The following is an 18,323-nucleotide window of genomic DNA, read 5'->3' as shown; positions in this document are numbered from 1 at the left end:
TCGCAGTACGTGGCCACCCGCGACGGGACCCGGCTGGCCGCGTACGTCTTCCGGCCGGTCGGCCAGCGCGAGCCCGCGCCGGCCGTCTGGGCCCACGACCGCTACCACCAGGTGTCGCCGCGCCCCGGGCGCGACGACTTCCTGGCGGTGGTACGGGCGGAACTGGCGGACGTCGACCTCACCGACATCGACGACCTCGGCGTGGCCGAGGTGGCCCCCGGGGAGGTGACGCTGCGGGCCTTCCCGATCGCGCAGCGCCTGCTGGCCCGCGGCTACGTCGTGGTGGTGGTGGACAGCCGCGGCAGCGGCGCGTCGTTCGGCACCAGCGACGGTCCGTTCGGGGCGGCCGAGGCGACCGACACGTACGACGTCACCGAGTGGATCGCCGCCCAGCCCTGGTGCGACGGTCGGGTCGGCATGTTCGGCCGCTCCTACCTGGGGGTGTCGCAGTACCTGGCGGCGAGCACCGCCCCACCGCACCTGGTGGCGATCTTCCCGCAGATGGCGCTGTTCGACCTGCACCGCTTCGCCTGGGACGGCGGGGTGTTCCGGGACGACTTCGCCCGCGCCTGGGGCGAGGACGTGCGCGACCTCGACCTGCGTGGTCCCGTCGCGCCCCTCGACGACGACCCCGACGGTCTCCTGCTGGCCGCCGCCCGCGAGCAGCACGTGGCGAACCGGGACGTCCGGACGATGTTCGCCGGCCTGCCCGCACGCGAGTCCCGGCTGGCCGACACCGGCGAGGCGGCGTACCTGACCCGCAGCCCGTCGGAGCTGCTGGAGGCGATCAACGCCTCCGGGGTCGCCGTCTACCACCTGGGCGGCTGGCACGACGTCTGGGCGCGCGACGCGACCGAGTGGGCCCGCCGGCTGACCGTGCCGCACCGGGTGGTCATCGGTCCCTGGCCGCACACCGGGGGCGTGCTGGGCGGCGCCGGCTACAACCTGGCCGACGAGCACGTGCGCTGGTTCGACCACTGGCTGCGCGGCAGGGACACCGGGATCATGGACTCCCCGACCGTCCGGTACCACGTGCTGGGCGCCGACGAGTGGCGCACCGCCCGGTCCTGGCCGCCGGAGCCGGCGACGACCGGCACCTGGCACCTCGGCCCGGCCGGCGAGCTGGGACCGGAACCCCGGGTCGGTGAGGCCCGCCGGTACGAGGTGGACTACGCCACCACGTCCGGCAAGACCAGCCGGTGGGCCAGCGGCTACGGCTCGCCCTTCCAGCGGCCGGACATGACCGACAACGACACCCGGGCGCTGTGCTGGACCTCGGCGCCGCTGACCGAGGCGGTCGAGCTGGTCGGCGCCCCGCTGCTGCGCCTGGCGGCCCGGGTCTCCGACGGTCCGGCGGACGTCTTCGCCTTCCTCGAGTCGGTCGCCCCCGACGGCACGTCCCTGTACGTGACCGAGGGCTGCGGCCAGCTCGACGGCGCCGCCCGCCTGGAGATCGAGCTGCACCCCATCGCCTACCGGTTCGCGGCCGGCGAGCGGATCCGGCTGGCGATCACCGGGGCGGACGCCGACAACGCGCTGACCGTGGTGCGCGACGTCGCGCCGGTGCTGACGGTGCGCCACGACGCCGACGCCGCCCCGACACTGGAGCTGCCCCGCGCGGTGGCGTCCGAACGCCGGGACGCCGACGACGCGGTCGACGGGGTCACCGCCCCGCTCTCGGTGGCGCAGCGGGCGATCTGGTTGGCCGAGCAGGCCGGCACGAGCGGGGCGGCGTACCACCTCGCCGCGGCGGTCGAGCTGACCGGGCCGGTGGACACCGGCGCGCTGCACGCGGCGGTCGACGAGATCGTCCGGCGGCACGAGGCGCTGCGGACCACCATCGTCGAGATCGACGAGGAGCCGGTCCAGCGCATCCACCCGGCGACGCCGCTGGGCATCGCGCGGCTCGACCTCAGGGACTCCTCCGGCGACGGCTGGGCGAACGACGAGCGGGTGACGGGCCTGCGGGACCGCCGGTGGGACCTCGCCCGGGAGTGGCCGATCCGGGTGGCGACCGTGCTGCTGCCCGCCGACCGGACGGCGTTGCTGCTGGTGGTGCACCACGTCGCCGCCGACCCGACGGCGGCGGAGATCTTCTTCGCCGAACTGGCCCGGCTCTACCCCTCGTACGCGCTGGGGGAGCCGGTCCGGCTGCCGGACGTGCCGTGCCAGTACGCGGACGTGGCCCGCCGGCAGCAGGCCGAGCTCGCCGGGCCCGGCGCGGCCGACCAGCTCGCCCGTTGGCGGCGTTACCTGGACGGCGCCCCGCAGGTGATCACCCTGCCCACGGACCGGCCCCGGCCGCCGGTGCTGGACCACCGGGGCGGGTCGGTGCGCTTCGCCATCGACGACGACCTCGCCGCCCGGCTCGTGGCGGCGGCCGCCGCCGCGCGGACCAGCCCGTTCACCCTGCTGACCGCCGCGTTCGCCCGCACCCTTAACGCGTACGGCGCGGGCGACGACCTGCTGATCGGCACGCCGAGCCTGCAACGCGACGACGAGTCGACCCGCGACCTGATCGGCTGCCTGGTCAACCTGCTGCCGCTGCGGATCCGGGTCGACTCCGACGCCACCGTGGCCCAGTTCCTGCACGACGTACGCGGCGCGGTGCTGACCGCGCTGGAGCTGCGCCGGGTGCCCTTCGACACGCTGGTCGGCGAGCTGCGCCTGCGGCGGGACCCGGCGGTCTCCGCGCTGGTGCAGGTGTCCGTCCGCTTCGGTCGGGCGGTGCCGGACCGGTTCCGGCTCGGTGCGGTCGAGGCGCTGCGGTTGGAACCGCCGGAGTGGACCTCGGCGAAGTACGACCTGGCGCTGGCCGTGAACCAGGTCGGCGAGGACCGGATGGTGGGCAGCCTCGACTTCCGCCTCGCCCTGTTCGACCGGGCCACCGTCCAGCGGATCCTCGACTCCCTGCTGACGGTGCTCGACCAGCTCGTCTCCGACCAGGAGCGGCCGGTGGGAGAGGTGTCCGCCATGCCCCGCCGGGAGCTGCGGACCGTGCTCGACGGCTGGAACCCGGCGCGGCTGCCGGACGAGTTGGTCGGCCGGGACGACCTGCCGGCGGTGGCCCGCTGCTACGTCCTCGACGACCGCGCGCGGCCCGTGCCGGTCAACACCCCCGGGCGGCTCTGGATCGCCGGGGCGGGCGACGTCGACGACCCGTACGCCGGGACGCCGGGGGCACGGATGCGGGACACCGGGGCCACCGTGCGGTGGAGCGCGGCGGGACGGCTGGAACTGGTGCCCGCCGCCACCGGGCAGCCGACCGACCCGCCGCAGGCCGCCCCGGACACGGCGCAGCCGCCCGCCGCGCCGTCCGGCCCGGCGGGCGACGACGGCCGCTCCGAGGTGCTCGAGCAGCTCGGGCAGATCTGGGCCGCCCTGCTCAAGGTCGACGGCGTCGACCCCGGGGACGACTTCTTCGACCTGGGCGGCGACTCGCTCTTCGCGATCCGCCTGATCAGCCGGATCCGCAAGGCGTACCAGGTCCGGTTGTCCCTTCAGGACGTGTTCGCGGCGCCGACGCTGGGCGAGCAGGTCGACCTGGTCCGCGAACGGCAGGCGTCGTGACCGGGCCGGTCTTCTATCCCTGGTCCGCGCAGGAGGAGATCGATCCGGTCCGCGTGGCCGGCGGCGCGGGCAGTTGGTTCTGGGACGAGCAGGGCAACCGCTGGCTCGACCTGCACGCCCAGATGGGCAACCTGCATCTGGGCCATCAGCACCCGGCCCTGGTGGCGGCGGTGCGTGAGCAGGCCGGCCGGATGTGCACGATCGCGCCGTCGTTCGCCGTCGACGTCCGCGACGAGGCGGCCCGGGCGATCGTCGAGGTCGCCCCGGGGGACCTGGAGACGGTCCTGTTCACCACCGGCGGGGCGGAGGCCGTGGAGCACGCCGTGCGCATGGCGCGGGTGGTCACGGGGCGGCCGAAGGTGCTCGCCGCCTACCGGTCCTACCACGGGGCCACGGCGGGGGCGCTGGCGCTGACCGGCGATCCCCGCCGCTGGCCGGTCGACACGGCCAGCGGCGGCGCCGTGCACTTCATGGGCCCGTACCCGTACCGCAGCGAGTTCCACGCCGAGAACGCCGCGCAGGAGGGCGAGCGGGCGTTGGCGCACCTGCGCCGGCTCGTCGGATACGAGGGGCCGGAGACGATCGCCGCGATCCTCGTCGAGCCGGTGGTCGGCAGCAACGGCGTGCTGGTGCCGCCGGACGGCTACCTGGCCGGCGTCCGCCGGCTCTGCGACGAGCACGGCATCCTGCTGATCGCCGACGAGGTGATGACGGGCTTCGGGCGGTGCGGCCGCTGGTTCGCCAGCGACCTGTGGGGCGTGGTGCCCGACCTGATGACGTTCGCCAAGGGGGTCAACTCCGGCTACGTGCCGGTCGGCGGGGTGCTGCTGTCCCGCGCGGTGGCCGCCCACTTCGCCCGCCGCCGCTACCCGGGCGGGCTCACCTACTCCGGGCACCCGCTGGCCTGCGCCTCCATCGTGGCGGCGCTGCGGGTGCTGCGCGAGGAGAACCTGGTCGAGCGGGCGGCCGTACTCGGCCGCGACGTGGTGGCCCCGGCGTTGGCCGGGCTTGCCGAGCGTCACCCGGTCGTCGGCGACGTCCGCGGCGTCGGCCTGGCCTGGGCCGTCGAGCTGGTCCGGGACCGCGCGACCCGCGAGCCGCTGGCGCCGTACGCGGCCCCGGGGTCGTTGGCGCCGGAGATGGCCGCCGTCCTGGCGGCGTGCAAGCGGCAGGGCGTCTGGCCGCTGGCGGCGGGCAACCGGCTGCACCTGTTCCCTCCGTTGACCATCACGGAGGAGGAGTTGACCGCCGGGATCGCCGGGATCGACCGGGCCCTGACCGAGGTGTCCGGGGTGCGAGGAGGAGAACGATGAGCGTGGAACAGACCGAGCCGGCCGACGTCTGCCGGGTCGTGGTCAACGACGAGGAGCAGTACTCGGTCTGGCCGGACGGGCGGGAGATCCCGGCGGGCTGGCGGGAGGAGGGCTTCGTCGGGCCGCGCGCCCGGTGCCTGGAGCACATCGACTCGGTGTGGACGGACATGCGCCCGCTGAGCCTGCGCCGGGCGATGGCGGGCGGGACGCGGTAGGGGGCGTCAGGACTCCGGCCGTGCGGGGCGGGTCCGTCCGGTCGGGCCCGCCCTCCATTCGTGCCCGGTCACTTCCCGCGAGCGGAAAGCGGCGGGCAGTAATTGTTTGCGTGGGCTCCGGTAACGGGAAGAAAAACTTCGGGTTGCGGAGTCGGGATCCAGATATTAGCGTCTATCCACAGTGGACCCCGGCGGTTCCGGATGGGAGTCAAGATGCGTGCTCACTGCTACACGGCAACGACTCTGGTGGACATCGACCTCGTGGTTCGGCCCCGCAAGAGCCGGCTCGCCTGACAGTCAGGAAACGGCAGACCACGGTCTCCGAGGCAATTCTGGTACGACCCTCTGAAATGCGTCTTCCGGAACGTCGGTAGGCGATCTAGTCAGTTCGCAGATCAGTTGATATTTGGTCCGCCGGGGCCATCTAATCTTCCGGGGGATTCGGGTGCGGGACTATTTCGAGACGAGCGAACACCAGGAGTACCTGTGCCGTCTCGACAGCCGGGTCGGTCCCGCGACGCTGATGACCCAGGTGTGCCACCGCCTGGACGGCGACCTCGACGTCGAGGCGTTGCGTCGCGCCGTCGGGCGGCTGGACGAGGCGCATCCGTTGCTGCGCCGGGCGTTCGCCGAGCGGGACGGGTACGTGGTCCTGCGCGACGGTCGCGATCGGGCCGACCTGGAGGTCGTCGAGGTGCCCGACGACCGGGCCGCCGTCGCCTGGTGCCAGGCCGCCCTGCGGCGGCCGGTGGACCTGTGGGCCGGGCCGTGCTGGGCGGTCTCGCTGGCCCGGACCGGCACGGGGAGCTCCTACCTGCTGCTGCGCGCGCACATGGCGCTTCTCGACCACCAGTCCCTCGATCTGCTGGTCGACGACCTGGCCGTCCTCTACGGGGCCGAGTCGGGCGCCAGCACGGGCCAGCCACCCGCCGCAGAGTCGATCGACGACGTCCTCGACCGGCTCTTCGAGCTGGGCGAGGAACAGGCGGAGGAGGACCTGGACTGGTGGCTCGACGCGTTCGGCCGGCTCGGCCCGGTGGAGACCGGGGCCGACCTGACCGACCCGTCCGACGCGACACCGCACGGGCCGCCCCCGGCCCCCGGTGGCCACCTCGCGCAGGCGCACGTCCCCTCCGGCGGGATCGTGCCGGCCGTACGTCGCCTGCGGGTCTCCCCGTTCGCCGCGTACACCGCGGCCCTGCTGGGCGCGCTGGGCGAGCCCGCCGCCACCCGGTCGTTCCGGGTGGCGTTCGTCGTGGACATGCGGTCGTTCCTCGACTGCGAACGCGTCGTCGGCCAACTGAGCCAGGCCGCGGTCCTGCGGGTCGACGTGCCGCCGGGGATCGGCTTCGCCGACCTCAGCCGCCGGGTCGCCCACCAGGCCGCCAAGTCGCTCGGCCACCAGGCGGTCCCCTTCGAACGGGTCGTCGTGGAGCTGAAGCGGCGCGGGGTGCCGGTGCACCTGCTGGCCCCGGTCTCGGTCAACTACTCCCTGCTGCGGGCGATCGACTGGCCCGGCGCCACCGCCGCCGCGATCGAGCTGGACAGCACCACGGCGCTGGACGACAGCGCCGGTCTGGGCGGCTACTTCGACCAGCTCGACGGCGAGGAGCGGCTACGGATCAAGCTGTACGCCGCGGCCTCCTCCTACAGCGCCGCACGCACCGACGACCTGCTGGCGGAGACCCTGCGGTGCCTGGAGGCCGGGCTGGCGTCGCCGGCTGCGCCCCTCGCGGCCGGCGCCCCCACCGCCTGACGGCGCCCGGCCGCCCCCACGGCGCCCCCACTCACCGGTCGTCCAGCGCCCGGGCCAGCCAACCGGCGATCCGTTGCACCGTGGGCCGGCGCAACAGCGAGTAGTGGTCGCCCTCGTACTCGTGCACGGTGGTCCCGGCGCCCACGTACCGCTCCCAGCGCGGCTGCCAGCGCGGCGACGCGGCGGCCTGCACGAGGGTCAGCGGCAACTCCGCGCCCTCCGGCCGGTACCCGGCGACGGCCGTCACGTGCCGGGCGAAGGTCTCCACCCGCCGGCGCACCTCACGCACCGGCAGCGCCACCGGGGTCACCCCGGCGTCCACCAGCCACCGGCGCAGCAGCATCGTCTGTTCCTCGACCGGCAGCGCGGCGAGCGCCGCCGCCGTCGGCGCGGGATGGTCCCGGCCGAGCGACGCGGCGAGGTCCGCGGCGAACCGGGCCGCCTTCGCGGCGTCGTCGGTCCCCTCGCCGGCCGGGCGCGCCTGCCCGGGCGCGGTGTCCACGACCACCAGCAGGTCGACGCGGTGCCCGGCCCGCACCAGCCGGCGGGACATCTCGTACGCGAGCAGGCCGCCCATCGACCAGCCGAACAGCCGGTACGGGCCGGCCGGCCAGCGGGCGACGACCTCGTCCAGGTACGCCTCGGCGAGCGCGTCGATGGAGTCGCCGGTGGCGTCGGCGGCCGACTCGATGCCGACCAGGTGGTACGCGGGCAGCAGCCGGGCGAGTTCGGCGTACGCGCCGACCGTGCCGCTGACGGGGTGCGGCAGGATCAGCGGCGGGTGGTCGGTCGGCCCCCCGAGGTGCACCAGCGTGCCGGAGCCCGTCCCGCCCGGCCGGGTACGCGCCGCGGGCGGCGGGGCCGCCGCCCGGACGCCCGGCACGGGCCGGCGCACCGGCAGCGCGTCGACGGTGGCGTGCGGGTCGGCGACGACCGCGTCCAGCAGCGCCACGAAGTCGTCGGCGACGGCGGCCATGTCCGCCGGGTCGAACAGCCCGTCGCGCCAGGTCCAGGCCGCCACGAGCCCGCCCGAGTCGTCGGTCAGGACGTCCAACTGCACGTCGAACTTCGCCGTGCCGGTGTCGACGTCGACCCAGGCGGTGCTCAGACCGGCGAGCCGGGGCGGGGGCGCGGGTCGGCCCTCCACGCTGAACGCGAACTGCGAGAACGGCATCCGGCCCGGCACCCGCGCCGGGCGCACCTCGTCCACGATCCGCTCGAACGGCACCGCCATGTGGGCGTACGCCCCGAGGGTCAGCTCCCGGACCCGGTCGACCACCTCGGCGAAGGTCGGGTTCCCCGCCAGGTCGCCGCGCAGCACCACCGTGTTGACGAAGTACCCGATCCGGCTCTCGTCCGCCTCGCTCGTCCTGCCCGTCGTCGGCGACAGCACGGCGACGTCGCTGCTGCCGGTGCGCGCGGACAGCAGCACCAGGTACGCCGCCAGCAGCGTCATGAACGAGGTGGCCCGCCGGGACCGGCCCAGCCGGGTCAGGACGGTCGTCACCCCGCGGTCCAGCGGGACGTCCAGCCGCCGCCCGGCGGCCAACGCCCCGGGCACCCGGTCGCGTACGCCGGGCAGGTCCAGGTCGGGCAGGCCGGCCAGCCGCTCGCGCCAGTAGGCCAGCGCCGCGTCCGGGTCCTCCGGGTCGTCGGCGAAGTCGTCCTCGTCGTCCTCGTCGTCGGGCACCGGCGGATCGAGGTCCGGCGTCCTCCCCGCCCGCAGCGCGTCGTACGCCGTGGCGAGGTGGCTCCAGAAGACCGGGCGGGACCCGCCGTCGAAGACGATGTGGTGCACGGTGACGGCGAGCAGGTGCTCGTCGGCCCCGCAACGGATCAGCACCGCCCGCAGCAGCGGGCCGTCGGCCAGGTCGAACAGCTCGTCGTGGGCCCTCTCCAGCTCCTGCCGGACCCGTTGCTCCCGGGTCGCGGCGTCCGTCGTACCGAGGTCGACGACCGGCACCGGCACCGGCGCGCAGGGACCGATTCGCACGACCACCTCGTCGTCGACCATCGCGAAGGTGGCCCGGAGCAGGTCGTGCCGGTCCGTGACGGCGGCGAACGCACCGCGCAGGGCCGGCAGGTCCAGCTCGCCGGTCATCCGCACCACCGTCAGGATGTGGTACGCGGTGCTGGTCGGTTCCAGCTGCTGCAGGAACCAGAGCTGGCGCTGGGCGACGGTGGCGGGACCGGTCGGCGTGGTGCCCAGCCGCTCGCGCAGCAGCCGTACCAGCAGCCGCCGGTGTTCCTCCTCCGGCCAGCCGGGTGCCGGCCGCAGCAGCGCGGCCACCGGGTCGGACGACGGGCCGCTCATCGCGGTGCTCCTGTCTGGTCGTACGGCTGCTCGGGCCGGGTGGTGGCGGCCAGCGCCCGGCGGGCCTGGTCCTCGGTGAGCGCGGCGACGGCCTCGCGCAGGCCGGCCACGGTGTCCACCCAGCCGGGCCGGCGCTCGACGCGGCGCAGCTCGCCGGCCAGCCCCGCGATCGTCGGGTCGCGGAACAGCGCCGCGACCGGCAGGTCGACCTCGAACGCGGCGCCGGCCTGCGCCGTGACCTGGGTGGCCAGCAGGGAGTGCCCGCCGACGGCGAAGAAGTCGTCGTCGACCCCGAGACCCGCGACCGGGACGCCCAGCACCGCCGCCCAGATCCCGGCGAGCTGCCGCTGCACGGCGTCGCCGGGTGGTCGGGACCGGCTGGTGGTGTCGGGGGTGGGTAGGGCGTTGCGGTCGATCTTGCCGTTGCGGGTGAGGGGGAGGTGGGGGAGGGCGAGGATGGCGTGGGGTACGAGGTGTCGGGGCAGGGTGTGGTGGAGGGTGTCGCGGAGGTGGTTGGTGTCGATGTTGGTGCCGGTGACGTAGGCGATGAGGTGTCGGCCGGTGGGTAGGGCGCGGGTGGTGACGAAGGCGGTTTCGATGTGGGGTTGTGCGCGGAGGGTGGCTTCGATTTCGCCGGGTTCGATGCGGTAGCCGTTGATGGCGATTTGTTCGTCGGTGCGGCCGAGGAATTCGAGGGTGCCGTCGGTGCGGAGGCGGCAGAGGTCGCCGGTGCGGTAGAGGCGGCTGCCGGGTGTGGTGGCGTGGGGGTCGGGCAGGAACCGCTCCGCCGTCTGCCCGGGGCGGCCGAGGTACCCCCGGGCGAGCCCCTCTCCGGCGATGCAGAGTTCGCCGGGCGCGCCGGGCGGGACCAGGCGCAGATCGGGGTCGAGCAGGAGGACGCGGACGCCGTCGATCGGGCCGCCGAGATCCGGGCGGTGGGTCCCGTCGGGGCGCACCGCGCCGGCGGTGGCGACGACCGTCGCCTCGGTCGGGCCGTAGTGGTTGACCAGGGCGTAGGGGGTGCGCGCGGAGGGTCGGGTGGTGAGGGCGTCGCCGCCCGTGAGCAGCGTCCGCAGGCGGGTGGTGGGCGGCGTGGGCAGCCGCAGGATGGCTTCGGCGATCGGGGTGGGCACGAAGGCCACGCTGAGACCCTGCCGGTGCATCCAGTCGTGCAGCGCGGCGGGGTCGAGGCGGTCGGCGGGGTCGGCGACGTGCAGGGTGGCGCCGCTGACCAGCGCCGGCCAGATCTCCCACACCGCCGCGTCGAAGCCGAGGCTGGCGATCTGACCGTGGTGCTCGCCGGGCCCGCTGGGATAGGCGTCGAGATGCCAGCGTACGAGGTTCGCCAGGGCGTGGTGGGCGACCATGACGCCCTTGGGGGTGCCCGTCGAGCCGGAGGTGTGGATGACGTACGCCAGCTGCTCCGGGTGGATGTCGACCCGGGGTGCCGCCGGGGAGGCGGAGCTGGACGGGGCGAGGGCGACGACGCCGGGTGGTGTGTCGGTGTCGTGGGGGTGTTCGGTGATGAGGATGGTGACGGCGGAGTTGGTGATGAGGTGGTGTCGGCGTGCGGGTGGTGCGGTGGGGTCGATGGGGAGGTAGGCGGCGCCGGTCTTGAGGACGGCGAGCATGGCGGTGATGGCGGGGGTGCCGGGTGGGAGGCTGACGGCGACGGGGTGGTCGGGTCGGGCGCCGTGTCGCAGGAGTTGGTGGGCGAGGTGGTTGGACCACTCGTCGAGTTCGCGGTAGGTGATCGCGCCGGTCCCGTCGACGACGGCGAGTGCGTCGGGTTGCCGCCGGGCCGTCTCCGTCACCAGTCGCGGCACGCACCCGGGCTCGCCGTCGGACCGTCCGGCCGTGCCCGCCGGCTCGGTGGCCCCGACATCCGTACGGTCCGCGACGTCGCGGCCGGCCTCGGCCGGCCGCGACGCGCCACCCGGGCCCGATCCGCGCCGACGTCCCGTGGACACCGTCGCGAGCCGCCGGCGCTGCTCCTCGGTGACAGCCTCCACCGTGGACAGCCGTTGATCGGGATCGGCGAGCACGGCGGCGACCAGGGCGCGGTAGCTGTCGGCCAGGTCGGCCATGGTGCCGGGCTCGTACAGGTCCCGGGCGTAGCTGAAGTACACGCTGACGGCGTCGGTCCCCACCTCCGCGTGCACGGTGAGGTCGAACTTCGCCGTGCCCGGCGCGGCCGCCACCGGTCGCATCGTCGCGGTGCCCAGTGGCACGGGTCCGTCGGCGACGCCCGTCACGTTCCCGCCGGTGAAGACGGTTTGGATGAGGGGTGGGGTGTGGGGGTCGCGGGTGGGGCGGGTGTGTTCGACGAGTTTGTCGAAGGGGATGTCCTGGTGGGTGACGGCGTGCATGAGGACGGTGCGGGAGTGGTGCAGGAATTGGCGGAATGTGTGGTGGGGGTTGATGTCGACGGCGAGGGGGAGGGTGTTGACGAAGAAGCCGATGAGTTTTTCGGCGTCGGGGTCGGTGCGGCCGGTGAGGGGGGTGCCGATGACGATGGGGTTTTGGTTGGTGTAGCGGTGGATGAGGAGTTGGAATGCGGCGAGGAGGATGCCGAAGGGGGTGGAGCCGGTTTGGGTGGCGAGGGTGGTGAGGGTGGTGGTGGTGTCGGGGGGTAGTTGGCTGTGGTGGACGGTGGTGGGGCCGGGTGTGGTGTCGGGTCGGGGTCGGTCGGTGGGTGGGTGGCAGAGGGGTGGGGCGTCGCGGAGGCGTGCGGCGAGTTGGTGGAGGTGGTGTTGGGCGTCGGTGCTCTGCCAGTGGTGGTGTTGGCGTTGGGCGATGTCGGCGTACTGGGTGGTGAGGGGTGGCAGTGAGGGGGCGCGGCCGTGGGTGAGGTCGGTGTAGAGGTGGTCGAGTTCGGTGTGGAACACGCCGACGGACCAGCCGTCGAGGACGATGTGGTGCCAGGTGAGGCAGAGCACGTGGGTGGTGGGGGTGAGTTGGAGGACGTGGCTGCGTAGGAGTGGGCCGGTGGTGAGGTCGAATGGTTGGTTGAGTTCGGTGTGCAGGATGTCGTGGATGTGGTGGTCGTGGTGTTGCGGGTTGAGGTGGGTGAGGTCGTGGCGGGTGCTGTGGTGGGTGGTGGGGGGTTGGGTGATTTGTAGGGGGATGCCGTTGTGTTCGGTGAAGGTGGTGCGGAGGACTTCGTGTCGGTGGATGATTTCGCCGATGGCGGTGTCGAGGTGGTCGAGGTCGAGTTCGCCGTCGATGTGCCAGGCGGTCTGGGTGTTGTAGGCGGTGGATTTCGGGTCGAGGGTGTGCAGGAACCACAGGCGTTGCTGCGCGAACGACAACACCCGACCCGGCGACGACGCGGAGGCGACCTCTTCGGACGATCCGGAGGCCGGTGCGCCCGCCACCTCGAGGCTCGACGCCGCGACCGGCGCCACCTCGGCCCGCAGGCGTCCGGCCATCGCGGCCACGGTCTGCGCCTCGAACACGATCGCCGCCGAGACCGGCACGTCGAAGTGCTCGCGTAGCCGGGCCGCCATCAGGGTGGCCTGCATGGAGTGCCCGCCGAAGGCGAAGAAGTTGTCGTCGCGGCCCGGCGTCCGGCCGAGCACGTCGGCCCACACCTGCGCCACCCGCCGCTCCAGGTCGTCGCGCGGCGCCTCGCCCCGGCTGGTGGTGTCGGGGGTGGGTAGGGCGTTGCGGTCGATCTTGCCGTTGCGGGTGAGGGGGAGGTGGGGGAGGGCGAGGATGGCGTGGGGTACGAGGTGTCGGGGCAGGGTGTGGTGGAGGGTGTCGCGGAGGTGGTTGGTGTCGATGTTGGTGCCGGTGACGTAGGCGATGAGGTGTCGGCCGGTGGGTAGGGCGCGGGTGGTGACGAAGGCGGCTTCGATGTGGGGTTGTGCGCGGAGGGTGGCTTCGATTTCGCCGGGTTCGATGCGGTAGCCGTTGATGGCGATTTGTTCGTCGGTGCGGCCGAGGAATTCGAGGGTGCCGTCGGTGCGGAGGCGGCAGAGGTCGCCGGTGCGGTAGAGGCGGCTGCCGGGTGTGGTGGCGTGGGGGTCGGGCAGGAACCGCTCCGCCGTCTGCCCGGGCTTGTTCAGGTAGCCGCGGCTGACCACGTCACCGGCGACGCAGACCTCGCCAGGCGCCCCGGGCGGGACGATTTGCAGGTCGGCGTCCAGCAGGTAGATGCGGGCACCGGCGATGGGGGTGCCGAGGTCGGGCCGGTGGACGCCGTCGGGACCCACAGGGCCGACGGTGACGGCGACGGTGGTCTCCGTGGGCCCGTAGATGTTGAACAGGGTGTACGGCGCCTGCGCGGACGGCCGGGTGGTGAGCGCGTCCCCGCCGGTGAAGATCTTGTGCAGCCGGCTGGTCGACGGGGTGGGCAGCCGCAGGACGGCCTCCGCGATCGGGGTCGGCAGGAACGTCGTCGTGACGCCCTCCCGGATGAGCCAGTCGTGCAGCGCGGCGGGGTCGAGGCGGTCGGCGGGGTCGGCGACGTGCAGGGTCGCGCCGCTGACCAGCGCCGGCCAGATCTCCCAGATCGCGGCGTCGAAGCCGAGGCTCGCCACCTGGCCGTGGCGCTGGCCGGGGCCCGTCGGGTGGGTGTCCAGGTGCCAGTGCACCAGGTTGGTCAGCGCGCGGTGGGGGACCATGACCCCCTTGGGGGTGCCCGTGGACCCTGAGGTGTGGATGACGTACGCCACCTGCTCCGGGTGGATGTCCATCGTAGGCGGTGCGACCGCGCCCGTGACCGGTACCGGGCCCGGGGCGAGGGTGACGACGCCGGGGGGTGTGTCGGTGTCGTGGGGGTGTTCGGTGATGAGGATGGTGACGGCGGAGTTGGTGATGAGGTGGTGTCGGCGTGCGGGTGGTGCGGTGGGGTCGATGGGGAGGTAGGCGGCGCCGGTCTTGAGGACGGCGAGCATGGCGGTGATGGCGGGGGTGCCGGGTGGGAGGCTGACGGCGACGGGGTGGTCGGGTCGGGCGCCGTGTCGCAGGAGTTGGTGGGCGAGGTGGTTGGACCACTCGTCGAGTTCGCGGTAGGTGACCGCGCCCGCCCCGTCGACCACCGCCGTCACGTCCGGATGCCGCGCCGCCGCCTCGGCCACCAGCCGCGGCACGCATCCCGCGTCGCCGGGCGGGACCGCGACCGGAGCGGCGACCAGCGCGGCGAGCCGCTCGCGCTGCGCGTCCGTGACCGCGACCACGGTGGACAGGGGCCGGTCCGGATCGGCCAGCACGGCGGCGACCAGGGCGCGGTAGCTGTCGGCCAGCTCTGCCATCGTGGCGGGCTCGTACAGGTCGCAGGCGTAGTCGAAGAGCACCCGGACCACGTCCGGCTCCACCTGCACCTGGACGGTCAGGTCGAACTTCGCGACCCCCTCGTCGATCGGCAGCGGCCGCATCGTGGCGGTGTGCAGCGGTGCCGGATCGGTGCCGTCCATGGTGGTGAAGACGGTCTGGATGAGGGGTGGGGTGTGGCGGTCGCGGGTGGGGCGGGTGTGTTCGACGAGTTTGTCGAAGGGGATGTCCTGGTGGGTGACGGCGTGCATGAGGACGGTGCGGGAGTGGTGCAGGAATTGGCGGAAGGTGTGGTGGGGGTTGATGTCGACGGCGAGGGGGAGGGTGTTGACGAAGAAGCCGATGAGTTTTTCGGCGTCGGGGTCGGTGCGGCCGGTGAGGGGGGTGCCGATGACGATGGGGTTCTGGTGGGTGTAGCGGTGGATGAGGAGTTGGAATGCGGCGAGGAGGACGCCGAAGGGGGTGGAACCGGTCTGGGCGGCGAGGGCGGTCAGGGTGGCCAGGGTGCCGGGGGCCAGTTGGCTGTGGTGGACGGCCGTGGGGCCGCCGGGTTCGGTGTCGGGTCGGGGCCGGTCGGTGGGCGGGTGGCAGACGGGTGGGGCGTCGCGGAGGCGTGCGGCGAGTTGTTCGAGCTGCCGTTGGGCGTCGTCGCTCTGCCAGTGACGGTGTTGGCGTTCGGCGATGTCGGCGTACTGGGTGGTGAGGGGCGGCAGCGAGGGGGTGCGGCCGTGGGTGAGGTCGGTGTAGAGGTGGTCGAGTTCGGTGTGGAACACGCCGACGGACCAGCCGTCGAGGACGATGTGGTGCCAGGTGAGGCAGAGCACGTGGGTGGTGGGGGCGAGTTGAAGGACGTGGCTGCGTAGTAACGGGCCGGTGGCGAGGTCGAACGGTGTGTCGAGCTCGGCGCGCAGGATGTCGCGGACGCGGTGGTCGTGGTGCTCCGGGTTGAGGTGGGTGAGGTCGTGGCGGGTGCTGTGGTGGGTGGTCGGCGGATGGATGATCTGGACGGGGACGCCGTCGTGCTCGGCGAAGGTGGTGCGCAGGACTTCGTGCCGGCGGATGATTTCGTCGATGGCGGTGTCGAGGTGGTCGAGGTCGAGTTCGCCGTCGATGTGCCAGGCGGTCTGGGTGTTGTAGGCGGTGGATTTCGGGTCGAGGGTGTGCAGGAACCACAGGCGTTGCTGCGCGAAGGACAGGACCCGGCCCGGCGACGGGGTCTGGCCGCCCGGCGGGACGAGGGCCGGCTCGCTCGGTCTCCCGGTGCCGGTCACGACCGGGTCGTCCTCGCCGCCGGCGGTCGTCGGATCGGCCGTCATCTCGGCCCGCAGGCGCTCGGCCATCGCGGCCACGGTCTGCGCCTCGAACACGATCGCCGCCGAGACCGGCAGGCCGAACCGCTCGCGTAGCCGGACGGCGACCATCGTGGCCCGCAGCGAGTGCCCGCCCAGGGCGAAGAAGTTGTCGTCCCGGTTCGGCGACCGGCCGAGCACGTCGGCCCACACCTGCGCCACCCGCCGCTCCACGTCGTCGCGCGGCGCCTCGCCGACCCGCTCCGCCGGTGCGGGCAGCGCGGCCCGGTCCAGCTTGCCGTGCGGCGTGAGCGGCAGGGCGGCGAGCCGGACCCACGCGGCGGGCACCATCGTGGCCGGCAGGTACCGGGCCGCGTGCTCGGCCAGCGCCGCGTCGTCCGGGCCGGCCTCGGGCACGACGTACCCGACGAGCCGGGGGCCGGCCGCGCCCTGGTGCAGCCCGACGGCGGCGGCCCGTACGTCCGGATGGCGCAGCAGCACGCTCTCGATCTCGCCCAGCTCGATACGGTGACCGTGCAGCTTCACCTGGTCGTCGACCCGGCCGGCGAAGTGGTACGTGCCGTCCGGGAGTTGACGCGCCAGGTCACCGGTGCGGTAGAGGCGGCTGCCGGGCGGCCCGTACGGGTCGGGCGGGAAGCGCTCGGCGGTCAGGGCGGGACGGTCGAGGTACCCACGGGCCACGCCCGGTCCGCCGATGAACACCTCGCCGAGGCTGCCGGCCGGTACCGGGCGTAGATCGTCGGCGAGCAGCCGGATGACGGCACCCGCGGCCGGCAGCCCGAGCGACGGCGGCCCGTCGCCCTCGACCGCCACCTCCCCGGCCATCGCCAGCACGGTGGCCTCGGTCGGCCCGTACAGGTTGACGGTGGTGAACGTGTGCTCTGGTCGGGGACGCGCCAGCAGCTGCTGGCCCCCCGCGCCGAGGATGCGCAGTGCCCAGTCGGGCGGCGTCGGCCGGGCCAGCACGGCCTCGGCGAGCGGGGTGGGCAGGGTCGCCGAGGTGATCGCGTTCGCGGCGAGCCAGTCCACCAGCCGGTCGGGATCGACCCGGGTCCCCTCGTCGGGCAGCCACAGGCTGGCGCCGGCCACCAGCGGCGCCCAGATGTCCCACACCGACGCGTCGAAGCCGGGCGAGAAGAGGTGCAGGCAGCGGTCGTCGGGACCGAGCCGCTCCGCGTCGGCCCGCCACCCGGCCAGCCCGCGCAGCGAGCCGTGCTCCACCATGACCCCCTTCGGCAGGCCGGTGGAGCCGGAGGTGTAGATCACGTAGGCGAGGTCGCCCGGGCCGACCGGCACGGCGGGCGGGCCGTCGGGGTACGCGGCGAGCGTGGCCCGGTCGGCGTCGAGCAGGACGACCGGGGTTCCGGGGACCACCAGGTCGGGCCGGGCCAGCGACCGGACGGTGACGAGCACCCGCGCCCGGGAGTCGGTGAGCATGTGCCGGACCCGCTGCGGGGGATAGCCGGCGTCGATGGGCAGGTACGCCGCGCCGGCGGTGAGCGCCGCCAGTACGCTGACGATCCCGTCGACACCGCGCGGCAGCAGGACGGCGACCAGGTCGCCGCGGCGTACCCCCGTGGCCCGCAGGTGGTGGGCCAGCCGGTTGCTGCGGGCGCGCAGCTCCCCGTAGGTGACCAGGGCGTCGTCCGTGCCCAGCGCCGGCGCGTCGTCGGGATGACGGGCGATCACCTCATGGACGAGGTCCGCGTGGCGTGGCGCGACCGCGGCGGGCGACCGGGCGGGGACGGGGTACGCTGACCAACCGCTTTCCTTGATCATGATGCGCGGGATGCTGCCAGCGCGGCACGCGCGTCGTCAATGGAAACGGGCCGCGCTAGGGGCTCTCCGGGCCATTGTTGGGGCCGGTCAGGCCTCTCGCGGGAGTTGGTTCGTGGCGGGGTCCGGCCGGATCCGCCCCGCGGCGGGCCTGGCCGCCGGCAGCCGCCTCGACGGCCGGTGGCTCACCTCGACAGGCGGTCGACGGCCTCGGCGGCGGTGACCACCTCGCCGAGCTGACCCAACGTCTCCAGGCTCGCCCGGTGCGTCTCGTCGGTCGCGGCGGTGCAGGCGTCGGCGACGACCACCGGCCGGTAGCCGTGGTTGACGGCCTCGAACACGGTGCCGGTGACGGAGAGGTTGGTGGCGACGCCGGTGAACAGGACGGTGTCCACGCCCCGGCGGCGCAGCACCGTGTCGAGTTCGGTGCCGAAGAAGCCGGTGAGGCGGACGTGGGTGATGACGACGTCGCCGGCCTCCGGCGTGAGTTCGTCGACGATCCGGGTCTTCGGCGCGCCTTCGAGGAACGCCTGCCGCTCCCGGACCATCGCGAAGCTGGGCGTGTTGGGGATCAGGTCCGGGTAGCCGGGCCGATGGGCGACCCGCGTGTAGGCGACGAGCCCGCCGCTGGCCCGCACGGCCATGGCGACCTGCGCCGCGTACGAGGCGACGCGGTGCCGGGTGACCTGCTCGGCGAAGAACGGGCCGAACACCCCGTCGGGGCTGACGACCTCGTGCTGCCAGTGGACGCCGACGACGGCCGTGCGCATCGGGTCGAGTTCTCGCATCGTC

At 73.9% G+C, this 18,323-nt stretch carries 7 protein-coding genes; 4 read left to right on the top strand and 3 right to left on the bottom strand.

The annotated features are described in order from the left end of the window. Positions 1-9: 9 nt before the first annotated feature. The 4 genes from CLT72_RS06985 (at position 10) to CLT72_RS06970 (ending at position 6,854) form a co-directional block, all read left to right on the top strand. Positions 10-3,570, top strand: a complete 3,561-nt coding sequence (locus CLT72_RS06985; RefSeq protein WP_158241983.1) for a CocE/NonD family hydrolase — start codon at positions 10-12, stop codon at positions 3,568-3,570. Further along, positions 3,567-4,883 carry an aspartate aminotransferase family protein gene (locus CLT72_RS06980; RefSeq protein WP_101410120.1) on the top strand — a complete coding sequence of 439 codons (1,317 nt, stop codon included), beginning with the start codon at positions 3,567-3,569 and terminating at the stop codon, positions 4,881-4,883. Before CLT72_RS06985 ends, CLT72_RS06980 begins: the two co-directional genes overlap by 4 nt. Then, complete coding sequence (locus CLT72_RS06975) at positions 4,880-5,098, top strand: MbtH family protein (protein ID WP_101410118.1); 219 nt, start codon at positions 4,880-4,882, stop codon at positions 5,096-5,098. Before CLT72_RS06980 ends, CLT72_RS06975 begins: the two co-directional genes overlap by 4 nt. A 445-nt stretch (positions 5,099-5,543) precedes the next feature. Then, on the top strand, positions 5,544-6,854 hold the full coding sequence (locus tag CLT72_RS06970; protein WP_101410116.1) for a condensation domain-containing protein: 1,311 nt from the start codon (positions 5,544-5,546) through the stop codon (positions 6,852-6,854). 31 nt (positions 6,855-6,885) lie between these two features. On the opposite strand, the gene CLT72_RS06965 is transcribed toward CLT72_RS06970, so the two are convergent. From CLT72_RS06965 to CLT72_RS06955, 3 genes are all read right to left on the bottom strand, one after another. Beyond that, positions 6,886-9,168, bottom strand: a complete 2,283-nt coding sequence (locus CLT72_RS06965) for a condensation domain-containing protein (RefSeq protein ID WP_101410114.1) — start codon at positions 9,166-9,168, stop codon at positions 6,886-6,888. Continuing rightward, positions 9,165-17,444: a non-ribosomal peptide synthetase gene (locus tag CLT72_RS06960; protein WP_158241982.1), complete on the bottom strand. Its 8,280-nt coding sequence runs from the start codon at positions 17,442-17,444 to the stop codon at positions 9,165-9,167. The genes CLT72_RS06965 and CLT72_RS06960 overlap by 4 nt, the downstream gene beginning before the upstream one ends. Before the next feature lie 272 nt (positions 17,445-17,716). Further along, the gene (locus CLT72_RS06955) at positions 17,717-18,319 is read right to left on the bottom strand and encodes a cysteine hydrolase family protein (RefSeq protein ID WP_158241981.1); all 603 of its coding nucleotides are present in this window, start codon (positions 18,317-18,319) and stop codon (positions 17,717-17,719) included. Between the last annotated feature and the right edge of the window lie 4 nt (positions 18,320-18,323).

It is taken from the genome of Micromonospora sp. CNZ309, assembly GCF_002846525.1.
Note: the sequence above shows the minus strand (reverse complement) of the source record. Positions and strands in the feature narration are given on the sequence as shown.

What these genes read in the sequence shown, in the direction of transcription:
- CLT72_RS06975 (WP_101410118.1), top strand. Translation starts at nt 4,880, where the DNA reads ATGAGCGTGGAACAGACCGAGCCGGCCGACGTCTGCCGGGTCGTGGTC.
- CLT72_RS06955 (WP_158241981.1), bottom strand. Translation starts at nt 18,319, where the DNA reads ATGCGAGAACTCGACCCGATGCGCACGGCCGTCGTCGGCGTCCACTGG.
- CLT72_RS06965 (WP_101410114.1), bottom strand. Translation starts at nt 9,168, where the DNA reads ATGAGCGGCCCGTCGTCCGACCCGGTGGCCGCGCTGCTGCGGCCGGCA.